Origin of the sequence: Rossellomorea vietnamensis (assembly GCF_025398035.1) — a bacterium.
Taxonomy (GTDB): Bacteria; Bacillota; Bacilli; order Bacillales; family Bacillaceae_B; genus Rossellomorea; species Rossellomorea vietnamensis_B.
The window spans coordinates 2,240,886-2,259,863 of record NZ_CP104558.1 but is presented as its reverse complement, the minus strand read 5'-3'; the positions used below and the strand labels follow the sequence as shown (position 1 = coordinate 2,259,863).

The 18,978-nt window shown below is 46.7% G+C and carries 16 protein-coding genes; 14 read left to right on the top strand and 2 right to left on the bottom strand.

What is annotated here, in order from left to right; genetic code table 11:
* Positions 1-19: 19 nt before the first annotated feature.
* The 3 genes from motA (at position 20) to N5C46_RS11710 (ending at position 3,328) form a co-directional block, all read left to right on the top strand.
* Positions 20-811: a flagellar motor stator protein MotA gene (gene motA, locus N5C46_RS11720; protein WP_034761239.1), complete on the top strand. Its 792-nt coding sequence runs from the start codon at positions 20-22 to the stop codon at positions 809-811.
* A complete protein-coding gene (motB, locus tag N5C46_RS11715) occupies positions 798-1,589 on the top strand; it encodes a flagellar motor protein MotB (protein WP_261752243.1) in 792 nt (263 codons plus the stop codon). The genes motA and motB overlap by 14 nt, the downstream gene beginning before the upstream one ends.
* 347 nt (positions 1,590-1,936) lie before the next feature.
* Positions 1,937-3,328, top strand: a complete 1,392-nt coding sequence (locus tag N5C46_RS11710) for an alanine/glycine:cation symporter family protein (RefSeq protein ID WP_261752242.1) — start codon at positions 1,937-1,939, stop codon at positions 3,326-3,328.
* Positions 3,329-3,529: 201 nt separating this feature from the next.
* Here the strand turns inward: N5C46_RS11710 and N5C46_RS11705 are convergent.
* Positions 3,530-4,887 (bottom strand): IS3 family transposase gene (locus N5C46_RS11705; protein WP_261749909.1). Its coding sequence is split into 2 segments (ribosomal slippage): positions 3,530-4,416 and positions 4,416-4,887, totalling 1,359 coding nucleotides; the frame shifts between segments, so codons are not numbered across the junction.
* 251 nt (positions 4,888-5,138) lie between these two features.
* Here N5C46_RS11705 and N5C46_RS11700 point away from each other — a divergent pair.
* The 7 genes from N5C46_RS11700 (at position 5,139) to N5C46_RS11670 (ending at position 14,462) form a co-directional block, all read left to right on the top strand.
* Entirely contained in the window at positions 5,139-6,233 is a 1,095-nt protein-coding gene (locus N5C46_RS11700) for a carbohydrate kinase (RefSeq protein ID WP_261752241.1), read from the top strand.
* 73 nt (positions 6,234-6,306) lie between these two features.
* Positions 6,307-7,182, top strand: coding sequence for a pseudouridine-5'-phosphate glycosidase (locus N5C46_RS11695; protein ID WP_420720456.1), 876 nt, complete (start codon positions 6,307-6,309; stop codon positions 7,180-7,182).
* A 133-nt stretch (positions 7,183-7,315) separates the two neighbouring features.
* Entirely contained in the window at positions 7,316-9,748 is a 2,433-nt protein-coding gene (locus N5C46_RS11690; RefSeq protein WP_261752240.1) for a PAS domain-containing protein, read from the top strand.
* Between the two features lie 273 nt (positions 9,749-10,021).
* On the top strand, positions 10,022-11,338 hold the full coding sequence (locus tag N5C46_RS11685) for an FAD-dependent oxidoreductase (protein WP_261752239.1): 1,317 nt from the start codon (positions 10,022-10,024) through the stop codon (positions 11,336-11,338).
* Entirely contained in the window at positions 11,335-12,333 is a 999-nt protein-coding gene (locus N5C46_RS11680; RefSeq protein ID WP_261752238.1) for a class I SAM-dependent methyltransferase, read from the top strand. The genes N5C46_RS11685 and N5C46_RS11680 overlap by 4 nt, the downstream gene beginning before the upstream one ends.
* A gap of 230 nt (positions 12,334-12,563) precedes the next feature.
* Complete coding sequence (locus tag N5C46_RS11675) at positions 12,564-13,880, top strand: lysine N(6)-hydroxylase/L-ornithine N(5)-oxygenase family protein (RefSeq protein ID WP_261752237.1); 1,317 nt, start codon at positions 12,564-12,566, stop codon at positions 13,878-13,880.
* A gap of 66 nt (positions 13,881-13,946) precedes the next feature.
* Positions 13,947-14,462 carry a type 1 glutamine amidotransferase domain-containing protein gene (locus tag N5C46_RS11670; protein WP_261752236.1) on the top strand — a complete coding sequence of 172 codons (516 nt, stop codon included), beginning with the start codon at positions 13,947-13,949 and terminating at the stop codon, positions 14,460-14,462.
* 76 nt (positions 14,463-14,538) lie between these two features.
* On the opposite strand, the gene N5C46_RS11665 is transcribed toward N5C46_RS11670, so the two are convergent.
* On the bottom strand, positions 14,539-14,766 hold the full coding sequence (locus N5C46_RS11665) for a DUF1128 domain-containing protein (RefSeq protein ID WP_061809186.1): 228 nt from the start codon (positions 14,764-14,766) through the stop codon (positions 14,539-14,541).
* A gap of 234 nt (positions 14,767-15,000) precedes the next feature.
* On the opposite strand from N5C46_RS11665, the gene N5C46_RS11660 reads away from it, so the two are divergent.
* From N5C46_RS11660 to N5C46_RS11645, 4 genes are all read left to right on the top strand, one after another.
* Positions 15,001-15,420 (top strand): hypothetical protein, encoded by a 420-nt coding sequence (locus N5C46_RS11660; RefSeq protein WP_261752235.1) that lies wholly within the window; start codon positions 15,001-15,003, stop codon positions 15,418-15,420.
* Between the two features lie 17 nt (positions 15,421-15,437).
* Positions 15,438-16,280: a YihY/virulence factor BrkB family protein gene (locus N5C46_RS11655; protein ID WP_261752234.1), complete on the top strand. Its 843-nt coding sequence runs from the start codon at positions 15,438-15,440 to the stop codon at positions 16,278-16,280.
* 117 nt (positions 16,281-16,397) lie between these two features.
* Complete coding sequence (locus N5C46_RS11650; RefSeq protein ID WP_261752233.1) at positions 16,398-18,137, top strand: sensor histidine kinase; 1,740 nt, start codon at positions 16,398-16,400, stop codon at positions 18,135-18,137.
* Positions 18,134-18,847 carry a LytR/AlgR family response regulator transcription factor gene (locus N5C46_RS11645; protein WP_261752232.1) on the top strand — a complete coding sequence of 238 codons (714 nt, stop codon included), beginning with the start codon at positions 18,134-18,136 and terminating at the stop codon, positions 18,845-18,847. Before N5C46_RS11650 ends, N5C46_RS11645 begins: the two co-directional genes overlap by 4 nt.
* Positions 18,848-18,978 lie beyond the last annotated feature (131 nt).

Sequence of the window (18,978 nt, the reverse complement as noted above, 5' to 3'; positions counted from 1 at the left end):
AGTAAGGTGGAGCGATCAGATGGATAAGACGTCTTTAATAGGAGTCATTTTAGGATTGATAGCGGTGGGAGTAGGGATGGTATTCAAAGGAGTAAGCCCGGTTGCTTTATTGAACCCTGCAGCCATTTTGATTATTTTACTCGGGACGGTGGCCGCAGTGACCATTGCATTCCCGACTCACGAAATCAAAAAAGTACCGAAGCTCTTCGGCATATTGTTTAAAGAACAAAAATTGCAGGACCCGAAACAAACGATTCAATTCTTTTCACAAGTAGCAGATCTTGCACGGAAAGAAGGGCTGCTTGCTCTGGAGGCCAAAACCCAGGAAGTGGATGATCCATTCCTCAGGGACGGACTTTCATTGGCGGTGGATGGACAGAGTGCCGATTACATAAGGGATGTGCTCCATGAAGAAATCGATGCCATGGAAGAGCGTCACAGTGCAGGAGCCCTCATCTTTACACAGGCAGGGACGTATGCACCGACACTCGGGGTCCTCGGGGCCGTCATAGGGTTGATTGCAGCCCTCAGCCACATGGATAATACCGATGAGCTCGGCTATGCGATCTCTGCGGCCTTCGTTGCGACATTGCTTGGTATCTTCACGGGTTATGTGTTGTGGCATCCCTTCGCCAACAAGCTTAAACGGAAATCCAAGCGTGAAGTTCAAATGAAGATGATGATGGTGGAAGGCATTCTTTCCATCATTGAGGGAGAATCTCCCCGGGTGATCGAACAGAAGCTTGCATCTTATTTACCGGCAAGTGAGCGGATCTTGTTATTAAAGGGGGAAGAGGATGAGGCGGCGTAAGAAGAAACATGACGACGAACATATGGACGAGTCCTGGCTCATTCCGTATGCTGACTTGCTCACCCTGTTGCTGGCCCTGTTTATCGTCTTGTACGCATCAAGCTCGGTGGACGCCCAGAAGTTCAAGGAACTCTCACAGGTATTCAGTGAAATCTTCACCGGAGGCACGGGGATGATGGAGTATCCAAGCCCCGTCGCCCCCCAGCAGTCAAGCGATCAAGAACAGAAGCAGGCTGCATCAGCCGGGATCGATAAGGAAAAAGAAAAGGAATTAAGTAAAGATGAGCTGGAGAAGCAGGCCTTCATGAAGGATCAGGAAGAGCTGAAGGAAATCCAGAAAAAAATAAACGAATACATTAAAACGAATAATCTGGAGCTTCAATTCATCACCAAGCTGACGGATGAAGGGCTTCTCCTCACGATTCGCGACAATGTTTTGTTCGACTCGGGGTCTGCCACGGTCCAGGGCAGTGACCAGAATGTTGCCCAGGAATTATCGGGCCTTCTCGAAATGAATCCGCCGCGAAACATCATCATCAGCGGCCATACAGATAATGTGCCCATCCGTAACGCGGAATTCGACTCGAACTGGGAACTCAGCGTCATGCGGGCGGTCAATTTCATGAAAATCATTTTAGACAATCCTGCTCTTGATCCCCAGTGGTTCAGCGCGAAAGGATTCGGTGAATTCGAACCGATCGCAGACAACGGAACAGCAGAGGGACGGGGACAGAACCGCCGGGTGGAAGTGTTGATATTACCGAGGGTGACAGAATAGAAGAGGGTACCTGCAGCTGAGGATCGGCTGCAGGTTTTTTGACGTATTTCCGGGGAAATGGAGGGATCTTGTCGAGGGACGTCACTCATCAAATGATTGATCTCTCATGGTAATGATCTCCCACAAGGAAGCTTCTGCACACACTTTATAAGAATTCTCCCTAAAATGTTTTACAGCCCCCATATTAGGGAAAAGTCTGGAAAAGCATGTAGAAGTAGTGGCTAATTTTTCAGGATTCGGGGTCTGTGTTATATAAATGATAGGCTTTATACATACGTAAGAAACAACAATTCCCCCGTGCTTTATTCCAAACGTTAGCCACTGCCTCTATCAAAGGAGGAGCACGATTGGATACGTTTTTTGATATCATAGGTAAAGTTTCGGCGTGGTTATGGGGTCCACCATTGATCATTGTCCTGGGTGCAACCGGTTTGTACTTAACAGTTTTATTGAAATTTATACAATTTCGATATCCTCTTTACATTTTTAAGCAAACGGTTGGAAGTGTGTTTAAGAAGCCGAAGGGAGAAGGGACGGTCACTCCCCTCCAGGCGCTGACGTCCGCATTGTCGTCCACGATCGGGGCCGCGAATATCGTCGGTGTCCCGGCGGCGATCATGTTCGGTGGTCCCGGGGCCGTTTTCTGGATGTGGGTCATTGCCCTTATCGGGATGGCGCTTAAGTTCTCGGAGAGTGTGCTCGCGGTCCGCTATCGTGAGAAGAATGAAAAAGGTGAATTTGTCGGCGGTCCCATGTACTATATGACGAAAGGATTGAACATGAGGTGGCTTGGCGTCTGGTTCGCCTTTGCCCTTATGATCGAGCTGATCCCAAGCGTCATGGTACAGGGGAATGCTGTAGCTTCTACAGTGGAAGAAACGTTTAATGTAGATGGATTGATCACGGGTATCATCGTTGCGCTTATCGTCGTGCTGATTGTATTCGGCGGCATTAAACGGATCGGTAAGGTGACGGAAATCTTCGTTCCGTTCATGGCCCTGATTTATGTCGGGAGCGCCTTAGTCATTTTGTTTATGAATATGGATGCAGTACCTGAATTCTTCAGTTTGATTCTGTCACATGCCTTTCAACCCATGTCTGCAATGGGAGGGTTTGCCGGGGTAGCCATAGCAGAGACGATCCGCTGGGGATTTGCCCGGGGATTATACTCCAATGAGGCAGGGCTCGGAACGGCGCCGATTGCCCATGCAGCAGCCCAGACGGATCATCCTGTCAGGCAGGGGCTTTGGGCGATCGTTGGGATCGTGATCGACACGATCATTGTCTGTACAGCTACGGCTTTTGTCGTCTTATCCTCAGGGGTGTGGACGGCAGAAAATGCTTTGGATGATCCTTCAGCCCTGACAACAGAGGCATTTACGAACTATTTCGGAGAGTTTGGCGGAATCCTCGTCACGATTTCTTTGATTTTCTTCGTCCTGTCCACGATCATCGTCATCGTCTTTTATGGTGCCAAGCAGGCTGAATTCCTGTTCGGCTGGAAGGCGGCTCAGGGGATCAAAGTGGTTTATACCGTTGCCATCGTCCTTGGATCCATCGGGGCGGCCAAGGTCATCTGGCAGTTCCTTGATTTAGCATTGGCAGCCATCCTGATCCCGAATATCATCGCGGTCCTTCTACTAAGTAAAGAGGTTAAAAGACTCACGAACGAGTTCTTTACTTCCGAAGAGTACTATTTGAAGGACACTGGCAAATTAAAAGAAAAGAAAATATCTTAAACTGATAGACTTGTTTTTCCGGTGGGAAGAGCAAGTCTATTTTTTTATATAAGCTCTTTTCGCAAAGATTGTTGTTAACTAACTCTATACCTATAAAGTTGATTGTAGCGGAAGGTGCTCGACTCCGACGGGAATAGCGGGAAAGTTGAGACCCCACAGGGCAAAGCTGCACTGGCCCCATAATGTTGGACACTTAAATTTCTAAGCAGCTAATTCAGTACTTACTCGATAAGCTACCGGACTTTTTCGTTTTAACCTTGATTTGATTCTCAGGTGATTGTAGTAATACATGTATTCTTTCAGTTCTTCTTTAAAGTGCTCGATACTATCAAATTCCTTTAAGTAAAGGAACTCAGACTTCATTATCCCAAAAAAGTTCTCCATGACCGAGTTGTCGTAACAGTTTCCTTTACGAGACATACTTTGGGTGATGTTATGTTTTTTCAGTGTCCTTCGGTACTGAGCCATTTGATAATGCCACCCTTGATCTGAATGGATTAAGAGCTCATCGCCTTCATTTACATGTTTTAATCCTTTTTCTAACATCTTCTCGACCAAGTCAAATGTCGGCCTTGATTGGAGCGTATAGGTAATGATCTCTCCGTTAAATAGGTCTAGAATGGGGGACAGATAGAGCTTTTGACCGAACAGTTTGAACTCCGTTACGTCTGTCACCCATTTTTGATTAGGTTTATCGGCTCTAAAATTACGATTTAGGATGTTGGGAGCTACTTTTCCAACTTTCCCTTTGTAGGATTTATATTTTTTCATTCGCACAATGCATTTAAGGCCCAATTCTCTCATGATTCGAAGGACTTTCTTTTTATTTATATCGTGTCCTTTTGCTTGAAGAACGTCCGTAATGCGACGGTACCCAAGGCGTCCTAAGTGTTTATGGTAGATGAAATTGATCCTTCTTTTCCATTTGCGATCAGGATCTGGTTGGTCTAATTTTTTTGTGATGTGATAGTAAGTACTTTTAGGCAGCTTAGCTACTTTTATCATTTTAGTCACCGGGAATTCGTTCCTTAGTTCAAATACTACTTTCGCTTTGATTTCGTTGGTGATGGTTCTTCCTGAACTAAGGCTTTTAGCTTTTTTAAATACGCATTTTCCATACGAAGGTATTCCAGTTCTTTTTTCATATCTTCCATCGTTTGGTTAGAAGAGTTATCTTTGATCTTCTTATCTTTATGATTAGATGTCATTGTAGAAGGCCTCATTTCTAATGATCCGAAGGCATCTTCTCCAGCTCTTTCCCACTTTTTGACCCACCTACGAACCATACAGGGGTCTGGGATATGAAAAATGGCTGATGCCTCTCGAATGGAGCAATTCTTCTCCGTAATAAATTGAATTACCCTCAGTTTAAAGGCGGAAGGATAGTTTGTATAGGGAAAGGTAAAGGCTTGGTCCCCGTGGTGACGAACTAACATCACCCAATAGCGCAGAACAGATTGATCAACCCCCACTTGATTGGCAAGATCTCGATAACTAACGAGTTCATTAAGATAACGTTTAGCAGCTTTCAATTTAGATTCTTGAGTAAACTTGGCCATACGTGCTGGCACCTCCTATTGTTGGTTGGGGTGTCCAACAATAGGGGTGCAACTCAAGCCCGAGGAGGCTCAACTCACGCCCCGCGGAAAGCGAGCACCTGCAGCGGAAATCAACCACCACTCGCTACCATAAATAGCAACAAAGGTTACGCAAAAAGTTTTTCTAATTTACGAACTTCCAACTTGTGTAAAATAAAACAAAAGTTTAGAATATTAACAAAAGTTACTTTTCTTTATAGGGGTGGGAGAAAGTGAACGAGAAGGAAAAGCTTTTATTGTCATTCATAGAAGAAAATCCGTTTATGACGCAGCAGGAATTATCTGAGAGAAGCGGGATTTCGCGATCGGCCGTAGCCGGTTATATTTCCAATCTGGTCAGACAGGGGAAGATTTTAGGTCGTGCGTATGTGATACCAAAGAGGAACGGGATCACATGCATAGGGGGAGCCAATATCGACCGGAAGATGCAGCTGCTGGGTGAGATGATCCCTGAGACATCCAATCCTGCGACAACGGAACAGACGAGTGGGGGTGTCGCGAGAAATGTTGCTGAGAATCTTGGGAGACTCGGGAAGTCTACCAATCTCATTACTGTTGTGGGGGAGGACACAGAAGGCAGCTGGCTCATGGAACAGACGAAAACCTTTGCTGATGTGTCCGGGTCCCAAAGGCTTGTAAATGAAAGTACAGGAGCTTACTCTGCCGTATTGGACGAAAAGGGTGAATTGTTATTTGCCTTGGCTGATATGAACATTTATGAAAGCGTTGACATTGGATTTATAGAAAGGCGGTGGGGCTTGATTGCCTCTTCAGAAATGGTGCTTCTCGATACGAATTTCCCTGAAGATGTGTTGAAGTACATCATACGAAGATGTCAATCCGAAGGGGTTCCCTTGGCGGTGATCCCTGTCTCGGCTCCAAAGGTGAAGAAACTCCCTCCTTCATTGGAAGGGGTCTCATGGTTCATTTGCAATAAAGGCGAAGCAGAGATGTATCTGGATATGACGATTGAAACCGAGGGGGATTATTTTAAAGCGGCGAAGGATCTGACAATGAGAGGCGCAGAGCGTGCTGTCATTACCCGTGGGGATCAGGGCCTGATTTATTACACTACATACAAAGAAGCAACGGCCATCCTGCCTCCGAAGGTTGAGGTGAAGGATGTGACCGGGGCGGGGGATGCCCTTGTAGCCGGCATATTATTTGGCTATTTAAAGGGATCCGATACGGACGGGGCGTGCAGGATCGGTGTGATTTGTTCGTCGATCACCCTTCAGTCGAGGCATACGGTGGCACCGACTCTTAACGAAAGCAAGCTTCAACAGGAATTCAGTCTCTATTATTAAGGGGGAAATGGTTGTGAATATCCATCCATATGTAGAATACTCAGAGGAAGTAAAAGAAGCAAAAAGAAAGGGCATGGCGATCGTCGCATTGGAATCAACGATTATCTCTCACGGTATGCCATATCCACAAAACGTGAAGACGGCAAGGGAAGTTGAAGACATCATTCGATCAAAAGGGGCGGTACCGGCAACGATCGCGATTTTGAATGGAAGGATTAAAATCGGATTATCCCAGGAAGAGCTTGAATATTTAGGGCAGGCAACAGACGTGATCAAGGCGAGCCGTCGTGATATCCCTTATATCCTCGCAACCGGTAAAGACGGGGCCACGACGGTAGCGGCAACGATGATTTGTGCAGAGCTTGCGGATATCCCGGTATTTGTGACAGGTGGGATCGGAGGGGTGCACAGGAACGCGGAAGTGACGATGGATATTTCTGCGGATCTTGAGGAACTCGCCGTAACGAATGTGGCTGTCGTCTGTGCCGGGGCCAAGTCCATATTGGATATCGACCTGACCCTCGAATACCTGGAAACAAAGGGAGTACCCGTTTTAGGATACAGGACCGACTCATTGCCGGCGTTTTATACAAGAAGCAGCCCTTATTCCGTGAACTATAAGGTGGAAACAGCAGAGGAGACTGCAGGCATATTGAAAGCGAAATGGGAACTTGGCCTGAAGGGCGGAGTGGTTGTAGCCAATCCAATTCCGGAAGCGGATGCCATGGACGAGCAGGAGATGGATCATATCATTGAAACAGCGTTAAAAGAAGCGGATTCAGAAGGAATCAAAGGCAAGGAAGCCACTCCCTTCCTGCTTGGGAAAGTGAAGGAGTTGACGGATGGCAGGAGCCTGACGGCGAATATCGCCCTCGTGAAGCATAATGCTCAAATCGGGGCAGAAATTGCCGTCCGGTATGCCGAACTTGTCCGGATCGAAGCCATTTAATGTTAGATGACAGGAAGGAGCCCGGGCAGAAAGGTGGTGCCCGGGTTTTTGGTGTGAATTGACATTCGCCGTTTATATGTTGGGAAAGGTAGGGTAAAATGGGGGTAATAACGTTACGATAAAGGAAGGTACTATGGCTCAAATGCACTCTAACCATGCATTGAATGTAGATTCAATTCCAGCCCCGGCAGCAATAATCGATGTGACACAACCATCTTTTATAGAACAAAATGAAGATTGGAGGGGGATCACCCTCAAGGAAGACAATCTCCTCCTGAAAATTCTGGAGGATGACGATTATTCCATTCGCTTGCATCATCAATACTACGGATTTAAGAGGAAACGGATAGATGAGTCCAAAGAATTGGTCATGATGATCCCCGTGGAGTCCGGCGTTTTGCGCGAAGATGTAAATCATTCCCATTCGGCGATTTATGAAGCCCTTATCCACAATACGCCTACATGTGTTTGTATCATTGATAAAAACGGAAACGTAATGGAAATGAATCAGTCTTTCCAGAAGCTGTTTCAGATTTCTGATGCGATTCTGGGGGAGTCCCTCTGTCAGCAGCCGCCACTGCAGAATGGAGCCTTCCATTCCATTGTGAAAGATGGCTTGAAAGGCTTGAATACGACAGGGGAAGAAGTGACTTTCCAAATGGGTACGCACAGGAAGATCACCTGCAATATTACCATTTCCCCAGCTAATTATAAGAGTGACGGAACGGTGGATAGTGTGGGGATCATCCTCCATGACATCACGGAAAAGAAAAAGTATGAAAATGAATTGATGTCCTTAAAGGTGGAACTTGAAAATACCCTCCGCCTTCAAAAGACGATCACGTACAAGATAAAGAAAAGCGATCAGGATTTCGTCATTGAAATGGCGGCGGGGGAGCTATTGAATAAGCTGAACCTGACTCCTTCGAAAGTGATCGGGAAAACGATTCAGGAAGTATTCGATTCCCATCATCTGGGGAAGATCCAACCAAAGTTAAAGCGGATATGGGAAACGGGTGAAGAGCTGACCTATGAAGACGAATACAAGGAATTGGAGTATCTGGCTTCCATCGTCCCTGTAGTTCAAAAAGGTGCCGTAGTGGAAATCATCGTGTCGATATCAGACATTTCCCTGATCAAGGATATCCAGAGAAAGCTGATCGAAAGCGAACAGAAGTATAAATCAATCGTAAAATACAGTCCCGACAATATTTATATGGTCGATACTAACGGCATCATACAAGAAGTGAATCCAGCGGTGAAAACCCAGTGGAACCACATTTCACCCCATATGATCGGAACCCACTTCAGTGAGTTCATAGCAGAGGGCAGCAAGGAAACGGCCATCAAGAAATTTGAAATCGCCCTAAAAGGAGAAGCGTCAAGATTCGTGACCACCTTCGAAAATGGAGAAGGTGGCAAAAGCCATGTAGCCGTCACCAATATCCCGATCCGTGTAAAGAATAAGGTGATCGGGATCTACGGATTTGGACAGGACATCACGGAAAAACTGCAGATGGAAGAAGAACTGAAAGAAGCGAAAGAGCTTCTTGAAGCCTATTTCGAGCATGCAGGAGACGGGATCGCCCTTCTGGATCCCGAAGGGAAGGTCTTAAAAGTGAATCAACAGTTCGAATCGATGTTTGGATGGACGAAGGATGAAATCACAGGAAGGGAAATCACCTTTCTCCATCAGGACGATCAGGTCGTTCAGTTCAAACAAAACCTGGCCACGGTGATGGCCGGGAAGCGGATCAAAGACTATGAAACCGTCCGGTACCGGAAGGACGGCTCACCGGTCGAAATTGCGTTTAATATGAATCCGATTTTGAATGATGGGGGACGTTTGATCGGTATTTCTGCCATCATACGTGACTTATCCGAGAAGAAGCTTAATGAAGACCTGCTGAAGAAGTCAGAGCAGCTGGCGATGATCGGTCAGCTCGCAGCTGGCGTGGCTCACGAAATCAGGAATCCCCTGACGACTCTGAAAGGATTCCTCCAGCTCATGAAGGAAAATGCCGAGGATGACTTTTATCTTGGTGTCATCCAGGGAGAACTCGACCGGATCGAAATCATCACCAATGAGTTTCTGGCACTGGCTAAACCAAGGGCCGTCAAGTTTTCCCTGACATCCCTCACAACCCTTCTCACAAGTTCCGTTGAATTCATCAAGATGGAATGCCTGAAGCAGGGGGTCGATGTGAGGTTCTCTGTGGAAGAAGCCGAAATCTACTGTGATTCCCATCAAATGAAACAAGTCATCTTGAATGTGATGAAAAATGCCCTGGAAGCCATGCCTGCAGGCGGACTCCTGAATGTTCAGCTGGAAAAGGTGGATGGCCATGGGAAGATCTCGATACAGGACAACGGGAGCGGGATCCCTCCCGAGCGAATGAAGCATCTTGGTGAACCATTTTACAGCACGAAAGAAAAAGGGACCGGGCTAGGACTGATGATTTGTCAAAAGATCATCAAGGAGCATCACGGCTCACTATCCATTCAAAGCAACGTCAGTGAAGGGACAACCGTCACGATCCTTCTGCCGATTGCCAACAATCATTAGAAAATATTCCACGATGAGAGATGAATCTTGTCGTGGTTTTTTTTATTTGCACGGGTAATGTCGATTTTGAAAACGGAAAAAATCCGACAAATAATGAAAAGACGTTAGTAAGGAGTGAGGGATAATGCTGATATTTTCCCGGGAAATAGCGTCTTCTACAAATTTCTTCAAGGAGGTTCTCCTGCAAGGAACTTGTCACCTCCTGGCGAGAGCACACCGGCAAGTTTCAACATCCTGGAAATAGGATAAATGAATGGAAAGAGGTGAAGAAAGATGAAGACGAACGTCTTTATAAGCGGTGGAGGCATTGGCGGCCTGACACTCGGGCTGAAACTCGCCCGGTGTAACATCGATGTCACCGTCGTAGAGCGGCTGCCTGGGCCGGGATCCGTCTACAAGGGTGAGCTACTCCAACCGAAGAGCCTGGAAATATTCGATTCCCTGGGAGTCATAGACGATGTCTTTCAAAACGGACACAGCATTTCCGATCTGGAACTGATTGAATTGAAACGGGCGAAATCCAAGGCTGAACATTCAACCATGAGCTACTCCATCCTTCCAACCCCGTATCCATTTTCCCTCATGATCCATCATGAAACCTTAAAGGACATTTTGCGGCAAAAGGGGGAAGAGTATCCATCCTTCCATTATCGGGCGAATACCGTCTGTAAAAAGATAAATGGTCATACCGTCACCGTCGAAGATCGGGAAACGAAGGCAGAAACGGAGATTCATAGTGACTTCATCATCGGTGCAGAGGGAAGGAGCTCAGTCACCCGTGACTATATGGAAGTGGATGTGAAGGAGAAAAAGTATAATCATCATTTCCTCACGGTCACATTCCCACGGCCAATGGAAATGGTGAAGGGGCGTATCATTTCTACATATCAATCATTTTTAGGATTATTTCCACTTCCGGACAATGAAGTGAGGTCGGTTTATCTTATCCCGGCAGGTGAATACAAAACACTCCGGAAAAAACCGATTTCAGAGTTTCATAAACTCTATATCGAAATGTGCCCGGATCTTGACGGGTATGTGAACCAGATAGAGGATTGGAAGAAAATCCAGCTCATGGTTCCATTGAAATATCATGCTGAGACCTATGTGAGAGATCATTTCGCCCTTATCGGAGACGCCGTCCATACGGTTCATCCCATGGCGGGGGAAGGGATGAATATGGCGATCCAGGATGGAAGCATCCTCGGTGAGCTATTATGTGACATGTATAAAGAGGGGAAATTGAATCCAGCCAATTTGGAATGGTATCCAAAGGTGAGGAAAAAGCGGGTCGCCCACCAAATGCACCTCAGTCACTTATCGGCCCTCGTCTATTCCTATCCTTACCGACCCGTCGGCTGGCTCCGGAATAAAAGCCTGCAGAGGATGGAGAGGGACTCGATATCCCACTACAAACAGATGCTGAACATCTCTGGCCTCGGCATGTGGAGGGAAACCCTATATGACCGGATGATCCAGGGGGGCATGCTCCCGATCAGACATGATTCATTAACAGACGAAGAAAAATCAACGACTACATTTACAGAAAATCAGGACTATCCCTGGAAAGGAAAGGAGGCATTACAATGATTGGAGAAATGGTGAAGGTATGGCGGGCCCGTACCTGGATGAAAAAGAATGTCCCTTTCCTATACAGCTGGCACGCCTATGTGGGCTATGAAATGGACCTGTTCGATCAATTTACAAAGCCTGCTTCCATTCAGGAAGTGGCGCTCTCTCAAAATATCGAAATGGATCTCCTTGAACAATGGGTGGAGGTGGGAATCACCATCAAGCATCTGAAACGGGTGGAGGACGAGAAAGTCACGACAAGAAACAGATGGAAGCTGCCGACTTCCAAGAAAGATCCCCACTCGTCAGGGATCCTGCTGAAAGAAATGATGGAGCTGCATATCCCGGCCCTGTTGTCGTATCCTCAACTACTTCGGAATCAGACGAAACAGCACTTCAATTCGGATGTCCACGGCTCCACCGTAGCGAAAACATCGATTCTATTGGAACGATTCGCTTTTCCAAAGGTGCAGAAGGCGATTAAAAAATACAATGTGGACTCCATACTGGACTTGGGATGCGGTGAAGGAGGATATGTGAAAAGGATAGGGGAGCGTTATCCCGAAAAGAAAATGGTGGGGATCGAGATCCATGAAGCCGTCGCCAAAGCAGCGGAACAATCCCTGCAAGACTTTGAAAATATCGACATCCACTGTGGGGACCTGCATGAATATGAGCCGGAACAGCCCTTCGATATGATCATGGCCAATAATCTTTTTCACTATATCGACCCATCCGAACGTCTGCAATTCTTTGAAAAAGCATCTACATGGCTCGGGTCCGAAGGCTTGTTCTTCGTCTTGACACCGATGCAGAAATCCAAGCATGGAAAGCAATTCTCCAGTGCCTTCAACAGCTTCTTCATGACATTCCAGAACCTGTACCCGATTCCTTCCCAGAAGGAAATGGAGACACTGGCCGGGAAAACTCATTTCAAAGTCGAGTCCGTCGAACCGATCGTGAAAGAAGGCGGATGGTACGCGATGACTTTCAGGAAAAACGGATCCTTGTGAGAAGGGATCCGTTTTTTGTTTGGGGTCTGCTTTCGTTCAGCTGCTGAGTAATGGATGAAAATCAGCAGCTGAATAACGCATGAGCTTCACCTGTCAAAATTCTAAAGAAATTCAGCAGCTGAACCCTCATGGTCACACATTCCTCATAATTATTTTCAAGAAACAGGGTAATCACCCGTCCTTTTAGGGTAAAAATAGAAAAGTAGATCATGAATGTGGAGGAGAGCCGATTGAGTAAACATGAAATATTCGACTGTATCGGAATCGGGATCGGGCCGTACAATTTGAGTTTGGCTGCCCTGATGGAGGAGGGGACCGATCTGAAGGTGAAGTTCTTCGATCAGACCCCGGAGTTTCAGTGGCATCCGGGAATGCTGATCAACCTGACAGATTTGCAGGTGCCGTTCATTGCGGACCTGGTGACGTTTGCCAATCCACAGAGCCGGTACAGTTATTTGAATTATTTACATACCCATAATCGTTTATATAAATTTTTCTTTTTTCAAAAGTTTGAAATGCCGCGTCAGGAATACAATGATTATGCCCGCTGGGTCTCGGCTCAGCTGAGCTCATGTCAATTTCACAGCGAAGTGATCGGGGTAACGGATGTTGGCGACTGTTATAAAGTGGTGGTCGATAACCGGCTGGAAGATGAGCGTGAGGTTTATTATGCGAAGCATATTGTGATGGGAACGGGAAGCAAGCCTCTTATTCTAGAAGGAATGGAAGGGCTGCCGAATGAAGACGTCCATCATACGAGCAAGTATCTGTTTCATAAAAAAACGACGATGGAAGGGGCCGCCATCACGATTGTGGGATCCGGTCAAAGTGCAGCCGAGGTGTTCTTCGATTTATTGAAGGAACAGGAAAATCATTCGTATCAGCTGACATGGCTGACCCGTTCCGAAGGGATCCTGCAGCTTGAATCGTCAAAGCTCGGGCAGGAATTCTTCGCCCCTGACTATGTGGACTATTTCCATGGACTCTCGTATGATAAGCGGATGGAAGCCCTGAAAACCCTTGATCAGCTCAGGAACGGGATCGATCCGGACACCCTCAACAATATTTATAATATACTCTACAACCACTCAGTCAGCGACCGGTCACCCCGCACGACCATCCAGCCCCTGACGGAAGTGAACGAGATCCGGGATGAAGGGGACGGTTACGTATTGAGCTGCCGCCAATGGCAGGAAGATCGCGAATTCACGTATCAAAGCGATAAAGTGATTTTAGCGACAGGGTACAAGCCGAATATTCCTGAGTGGTTCTTCGAAGAGTTCGAAGACAAAATCGTGTGGGAAGATGATAAGAAATTCAAAGTCTCCCGTAATTATCAGCTTCAGTTTAAAGAGAAGCCGGATCGCAATCATCATTTTTACACCGTGACGAATCTGGAGCATTCCCACGGGGCCGGGGCGACGAATCTTGGATTGGCCGTCGACCGGAATATCCATATCATCAACGACATCATGGGGAAAGAAGTGTATGAAGTACAAAGGGATACGATCTTCTCCCAATTCACGATGGGTAATGATGGGTTTTAATCTTTGTGTGCCGGGTAAAGTATAAGTGTGATAAGAAATCAAACAATAATAGGAGTGTTATATTTTATGGCTAAGATTGCAACATTAATTACAGACATGTTTGAAGACGTAGAATTTACAGATCCTGAAAAAGCATTTAAAGAAGCAGGCCACGAAGTCGTGACGATTGAGAAGGAAAAAGGAAAATCAGTCAAAGGCAAACAGGGCGATGCAACGGTGAAGATCGATGAAAGCATCGATGACGTCAATCCTGCAGACTTTGATGCCTTATTATTACCAGGCGGATTTTCTCCGGACCAGCTCCGCGCAGATGACCGTTTCGTGACATTCACCAAGCATTTCATGGATGAGAAAAAGCCGGTATTCGCGATTTGCCACGGGCCACAATTACTTATTACGGCAAAAGCACTGGAAGGACGAAAAGCAACGGGCTTCAAGTCCATCAAAGTGGATATGGAATACGCAGGCGTGACATACCAAGATAAAGAAGTCGTCGTGTGCGGCAATCAGCTTGTAACAAGCAGGACACCTGATGATATCCCGGCATTCAACCGTGAATCACTGGCGCTTCTTTCTAAATAAGACAAGTAAATGAAAGGGGACATTCCCCAAGGTATTTTGTACCTTTGTGGGAATGTCCCCTTTTTCAATTTACTGTTCACGCTTTCCTTCGAAGGTTACCCATTTCTTCAATGATGGCGTTCATCTCGCTCGGGCTGAAATGATCCTTGCGATTCACCATGACATAAAGGTCGTGGAGATCTTCATACATTTCTTCATTGAAATCTTCAGGCTTGACCGCACCTGCATTGACCATTCTCAATTTTTCTTTAATCGCTGTAACCATGAATTCGATGTTTTCTGCTGTGTTTTGTGATAAATCCATCTCCGAATCGTCCTTTCTGACGTGCAATGTAGTACATTTATCTTTCCATGATTCCATCATCCTGTCAATAAGGCATGGATAGAAGAGGATTTTTTTCAGAGAATGTTTTACACTATAAAGGAATGGGAAATGAGTAGATAAGCTAATTCGTGAGAAAAAATATGATGTAGTGGAATCCGGCTGCAGCCGATTGCTGAATAAAAAAAGACAATCATTTGAAGGAGGGTAATACATATGGGAAGAAATAAGTTTTACAAAGGGGTCATGCTTGGTGCTGTTGCAGGGGGGCTTCTGTCTCTATTGGACAGATCGACACGTCAGGAAGTGGGCTCCACTTTAAAGAACAGTGGACAGTATATCTCCACCTATTCAAAAAATCCTCAGAGATTGCTTGAGACATCGAAGGAAGTGTATGAGAAACTGCGCATGACGGCGGATCAGGTCTCGAGGGACATTCACTTCATAAGTGAAAAGGTAGATGAAATCAAAGGGATGACCCCTCAGGTGAAAGAGATCATCGAGGAGACGAAAGAAACGTTTGAAGACTCATCAGAAGCGTATAAAGATACATTCTCAGGTCAAGAACCATCGAATGAACTAACTGCTCAGGATGAAGAGAGCCAACCGATTGCTTCTTCATTTAAGGGGTATTAACGAAATGAGGTGAAAGCATGTCGGATGAGACGGTCAAAGGAGAATGGAAAGGATTTTCGAAAAGTCTTTTCGCCAACATCAGTGCGAATGACGTAACGGGCCTTGCTGCGCAAATTGCCTATTACTTTCTTTTATCGCTCTTCCCACTGCTGATTTTTGTCGTCACACTCCTTCCATATCTGCCCGTTAATCAGGGGGATATTCTCGGATTGGTGAGGGATTTTGCACCCGGTGAAACGATGTCGATGATCGAGGAAACACTGCAGGACGTCATGTCCAACCGCAATTCCGGATTGCTGTCCGTCAGTATCATCGCCACGATTTGGTCGGCATCCAATGGGATGAATGCCATAGTGAAGAGCTTGAACCGGGCATATGATGTCGAGGAAACCAGGTCGTTCATCGCCACGCGCCTGATGTCCATTCTGTTGACATTCGCCATGATCCTGGTATTTGTCATCGCTCTCCTGCTTCCCGTATTCGGAAAACAGATTGGTCTTTTCCTATTTTCTCAATTCGGGTTTTCAGATCAATTTTTAACGATATGGAACGGGATACGTTGGGCCATCACGCCCATCATCCTCTTTATCATTTTCGTCGGATTGTATTATTTCGCTCCAAGTAAAAGGATCAAATGTTTAAGTGCGTTTCCGGGAGCGATCTTTGCGACGCTTGGTTGGGTACTTGCATCCTTGGCCTTTTCGTATTATGTAGGGAGTTATGGGAATTATTCCGCCACATACGGCAGCATCGGTGGGATCATCGTCCTCATGATCTGGTTCTACTTAACGGGGATCATCATCATGATCGGTGGAGAAATCAATGCACTCGTCACGATTAAAGACAAAGATTCGTGTTAAAATAGGGGAAATCATCCCCCGGACATAGTAAAGGTTGAAGTAGGGGAAGATTCTATTAAACATTCGTGTTTAAGGGGTCTTCTTTTTTTATGTGATAGAGAAAGCGAGGTGGGGAATATGTTGATTGCTGCAATGGTCGAACGGCTCGGCATCATCGTGACGATTGCCTTTGTGATGACGAGGATCAGCTTCTTTCGGCATCTGATTGAAAAACGGACCCACGTGAAGAAATCCCAGACAGTCCTTCTGATCCTGCTGTTTGGTTTCTTCGGGATCGTTGGTACATATACAGGATTGATCGTGAATCCGTTTCAGGAAGAATATACGAAATGGCAGTGGCATCTTCAACAGAATGAAGCGATTGCGAACTCTCGGGTCATCGGCGTTGTGGTGGCAGGACTCCTCGGTGGTCCCTGGATCGGTCTCGGGGCCGGACTGGTGGCGGGTGTCCACCGGTTTTTCCTTGGCGGATTTACAGCCTTTTCATGCGGGATCTCGACGGTGCTTGCAGGTCTATTGGCAGGATGGATCGGCAAGCGGGAAAAGAAAAACAGGCTCGTTTCTCCGCAAAAGGCATTTCTTGTCGGCTTTATTGCAGAGGGGATGCAGATGCTTCTCATCCTGTTATTGTCGAAGCCATTTGACGATGCTTACCTGCTCGTGTCTGATATCGGCTGGCCGATGATTCTCGCTAATGGTGTCGGGACCGGGATTTTCCTGCTTATCATCAAAAGTGTATTTCAAGAAGAGGAACGGATGGGGGCTGCTCAGTCACAGAAAGCACTGCGCCTGGCAGACAGCACGGTGCAATACATGCGAAAAGGATTGAATGCATCGTCAGCCCGGGCAACATGTGAAATCCTCATGAGGGATGTCAATGCCCTGGCGGTTTCCATCACGAATACATCCCATATCCTCGCTCATGTCGGACTTGCCTCTGATCATCACCATGAAGGGCGGCCGATCCAAACGGAAGCGACGAAGCGGGTCATCGAAACCGGTGAGCTCATGAAGGTGGGACGGGAGGATATCCAGTGTGACAGGAGCGGATGTCCATTAGGAGCGGCCATCATGGCCCCGCTATTAAAAGGGGATGACATCGTCGGGACCCTTAAATTCTATTTTCATTCCGAAAAGGAAATCTCACCGATATTGATGGAGCTGACAAAAGGGATTGCGACACTTCTCAGCCATCAGCTGGAGCTTGCTGAAATCGATACCCATAAGGAGCTCGCGAAGGAGTCCGAGGTAAAGGCGCTCCAGGCTCAGATCAACCCTCATTTTCTGTTCAATACGATCAATGTCATTGTGTCATTGACCCGGATCAATCCCGATAAGGCCAGGACACTGCTCATTTCCCTTTCCCAATTCGTCCGCCAGAATCTGACGGGGAGCACGAAATCGACGTCCACTCTCAAAGAAGAAGGACAGCATGTGAAAGCATACCTGGCCATTGAAGAAGCACGATTCTTTGACCGGCTGAAGGTCGAGTATGAAATCGATGAAGATGCGTTACAGGCGAAAGTCCCGTCCATCACCCTTCAGCCCCTGGTGGAAAATGCAATAAAACATGGGATGAAAAAGGTAGAAGAAGGGTTTGTGTTAACGATCTCCATAAGGAAAGAAGGAGAGAAAGTGACCGTCAGCGTGACGGATAATGGATGTGGCATCGCTGAAGACAGACTGAGTAAGCTATTATCGGAGCCCGTGGAATCAGAGGCAGGCACAGGGATCGGCCTATACAATGTGAACAAACGCCTGGAAATGATGATGGGAAAAGAAGCAGGGCTGAAGATCTCATCTGCAAAGGGAAGCGGGACCACCGTTGCCTTTACGTTAAGGAGTGAAAAGGAATGAAAATCGCGATCATCGATGATGAACCATACAGCAGGGAGGAAATGAAGCATCTCCTCGGCAGTTATCCCTGGGCAGAGGTGGTCGGGGAAGCAAGCTCAGCCGAAAAGGGCCTCGAAATCATACTGACGAAAGAGCCTGACGTCCTGTTCCTCGACATCGAAATGCCCGGCATGAGCGGAGTGGATCTCGCCGAGGCCCTTCAGAACATGAAGCATAAGCCGGAAATCGTCTTCGCCACGGCGTATCCTGACTATGCCCTTAAAGCGTTCAGGGTCGAGGCTGTCGATTACCTGCTGAAGCCTTTTGAAGAGGATCAGCTTGCCCAAACGATGGAGAGACTGAAGTCATTAGTAAAGGTCGGACCCCGTGAAAATCCATCCCTCGGAAAACTGGCCGTCCATGATGAGGATAAGATTGTATTCGTCAAACCGGAGGATATTCTCTATATTTTCAGGGAAGAGCGGGAAACATTCATCTGTACGGAAAAAAAGAAATACACGTGCAGGCTGCCAATCAAGGAACTGGAAGCCAAACTCAGCACCTATCCGTTCTTCCGCGTCCACAAAAGCTATCTCGTTCAACTCCCCTTTGTGGAAGAGTTGATTCCATGGGGGAGCGGCGTATACCAGTTGAAGGTTCATGGGGCTGATGAGGCGATTCCGGTGAGCCGGAATTATGTGAAGGAATTACGGGAGCGATTGGAGTTGTAGTGTAGTGGCGTGTACCTGGTACAATCGGAGGGATTTCTACCAGGTACATTTTTTGATTTTTGTACCAGGTACAAATTGGTTGATGGGTGCCAGGTACAAATCGAGCATTCGGTGCCAGGCACCCATCCATT

Coding starts and splice junctions, on each gene's coding strand:
- motA (WP_034761239.1), top strand. CDS start 20: ATGGATAAGACGTCTTTAATAGGAGTCATTTTAGGATTGATAGCGGTG.
- motB (WP_261752243.1), top strand. CDS start 798: ATGAGGCGGCGTAAGAAGAAACATGACGACGAACATATGGACGAGTCC.
- N5C46_RS11695 (WP_420720456.1), top strand. CDS start 6,307: ATGGCGATCGTCGCATTGGAATCAACGATTATCTCTCACGGTATGCCA.
- N5C46_RS11690 (WP_261752240.1), top strand. CDS start 7,316: ATGGCTCAAATGCACTCTAACCATGCATTGAATGTAGATTCAATTCCA.
- N5C46_RS11685 (WP_261752239.1), top strand. CDS start 10,022: ATGAAGACGAACGTCTTTATAAGCGGTGGAGGCATTGGCGGCCTGACA.
- N5C46_RS11680 (WP_261752238.1), top strand. CDS start 11,335: ATGATTGGAGAAATGGTGAAGGTATGGCGGGCCCGTACCTGGATGAAA.
- N5C46_RS11670 (WP_261752236.1), top strand. CDS start 13,947: ATGGCTAAGATTGCAACATTAATTACAGACATGTTTGAAGACGTAGAA.
- N5C46_RS11665 (WP_061809186.1), bottom strand. CDS start 14,766: ATGGATTTATCACAAAACACAGCAGAAAACATCGAATTCATGGTTACA.
- N5C46_RS11660 (WP_261752235.1), top strand. CDS start 15,001: ATGGGAAGAAATAAGTTTTACAAAGGGGTCATGCTTGGTGCTGTTGCA.
- N5C46_RS11655 (WP_261752234.1), top strand. CDS start 15,438: ATGTCGGATGAGACGGTCAAAGGAGAATGGAAAGGATTTTCGAAAAGT.
- N5C46_RS11650 (WP_261752233.1), top strand. CDS start 16,398: ATGTTGATTGCTGCAATGGTCGAACGGCTCGGCATCATCGTGACGATT.
- N5C46_RS11645 (WP_261752232.1), top strand. CDS start 18,134: ATGAAAATCGCGATCATCGATGATGAACCATACAGCAGGGAGGAAATG.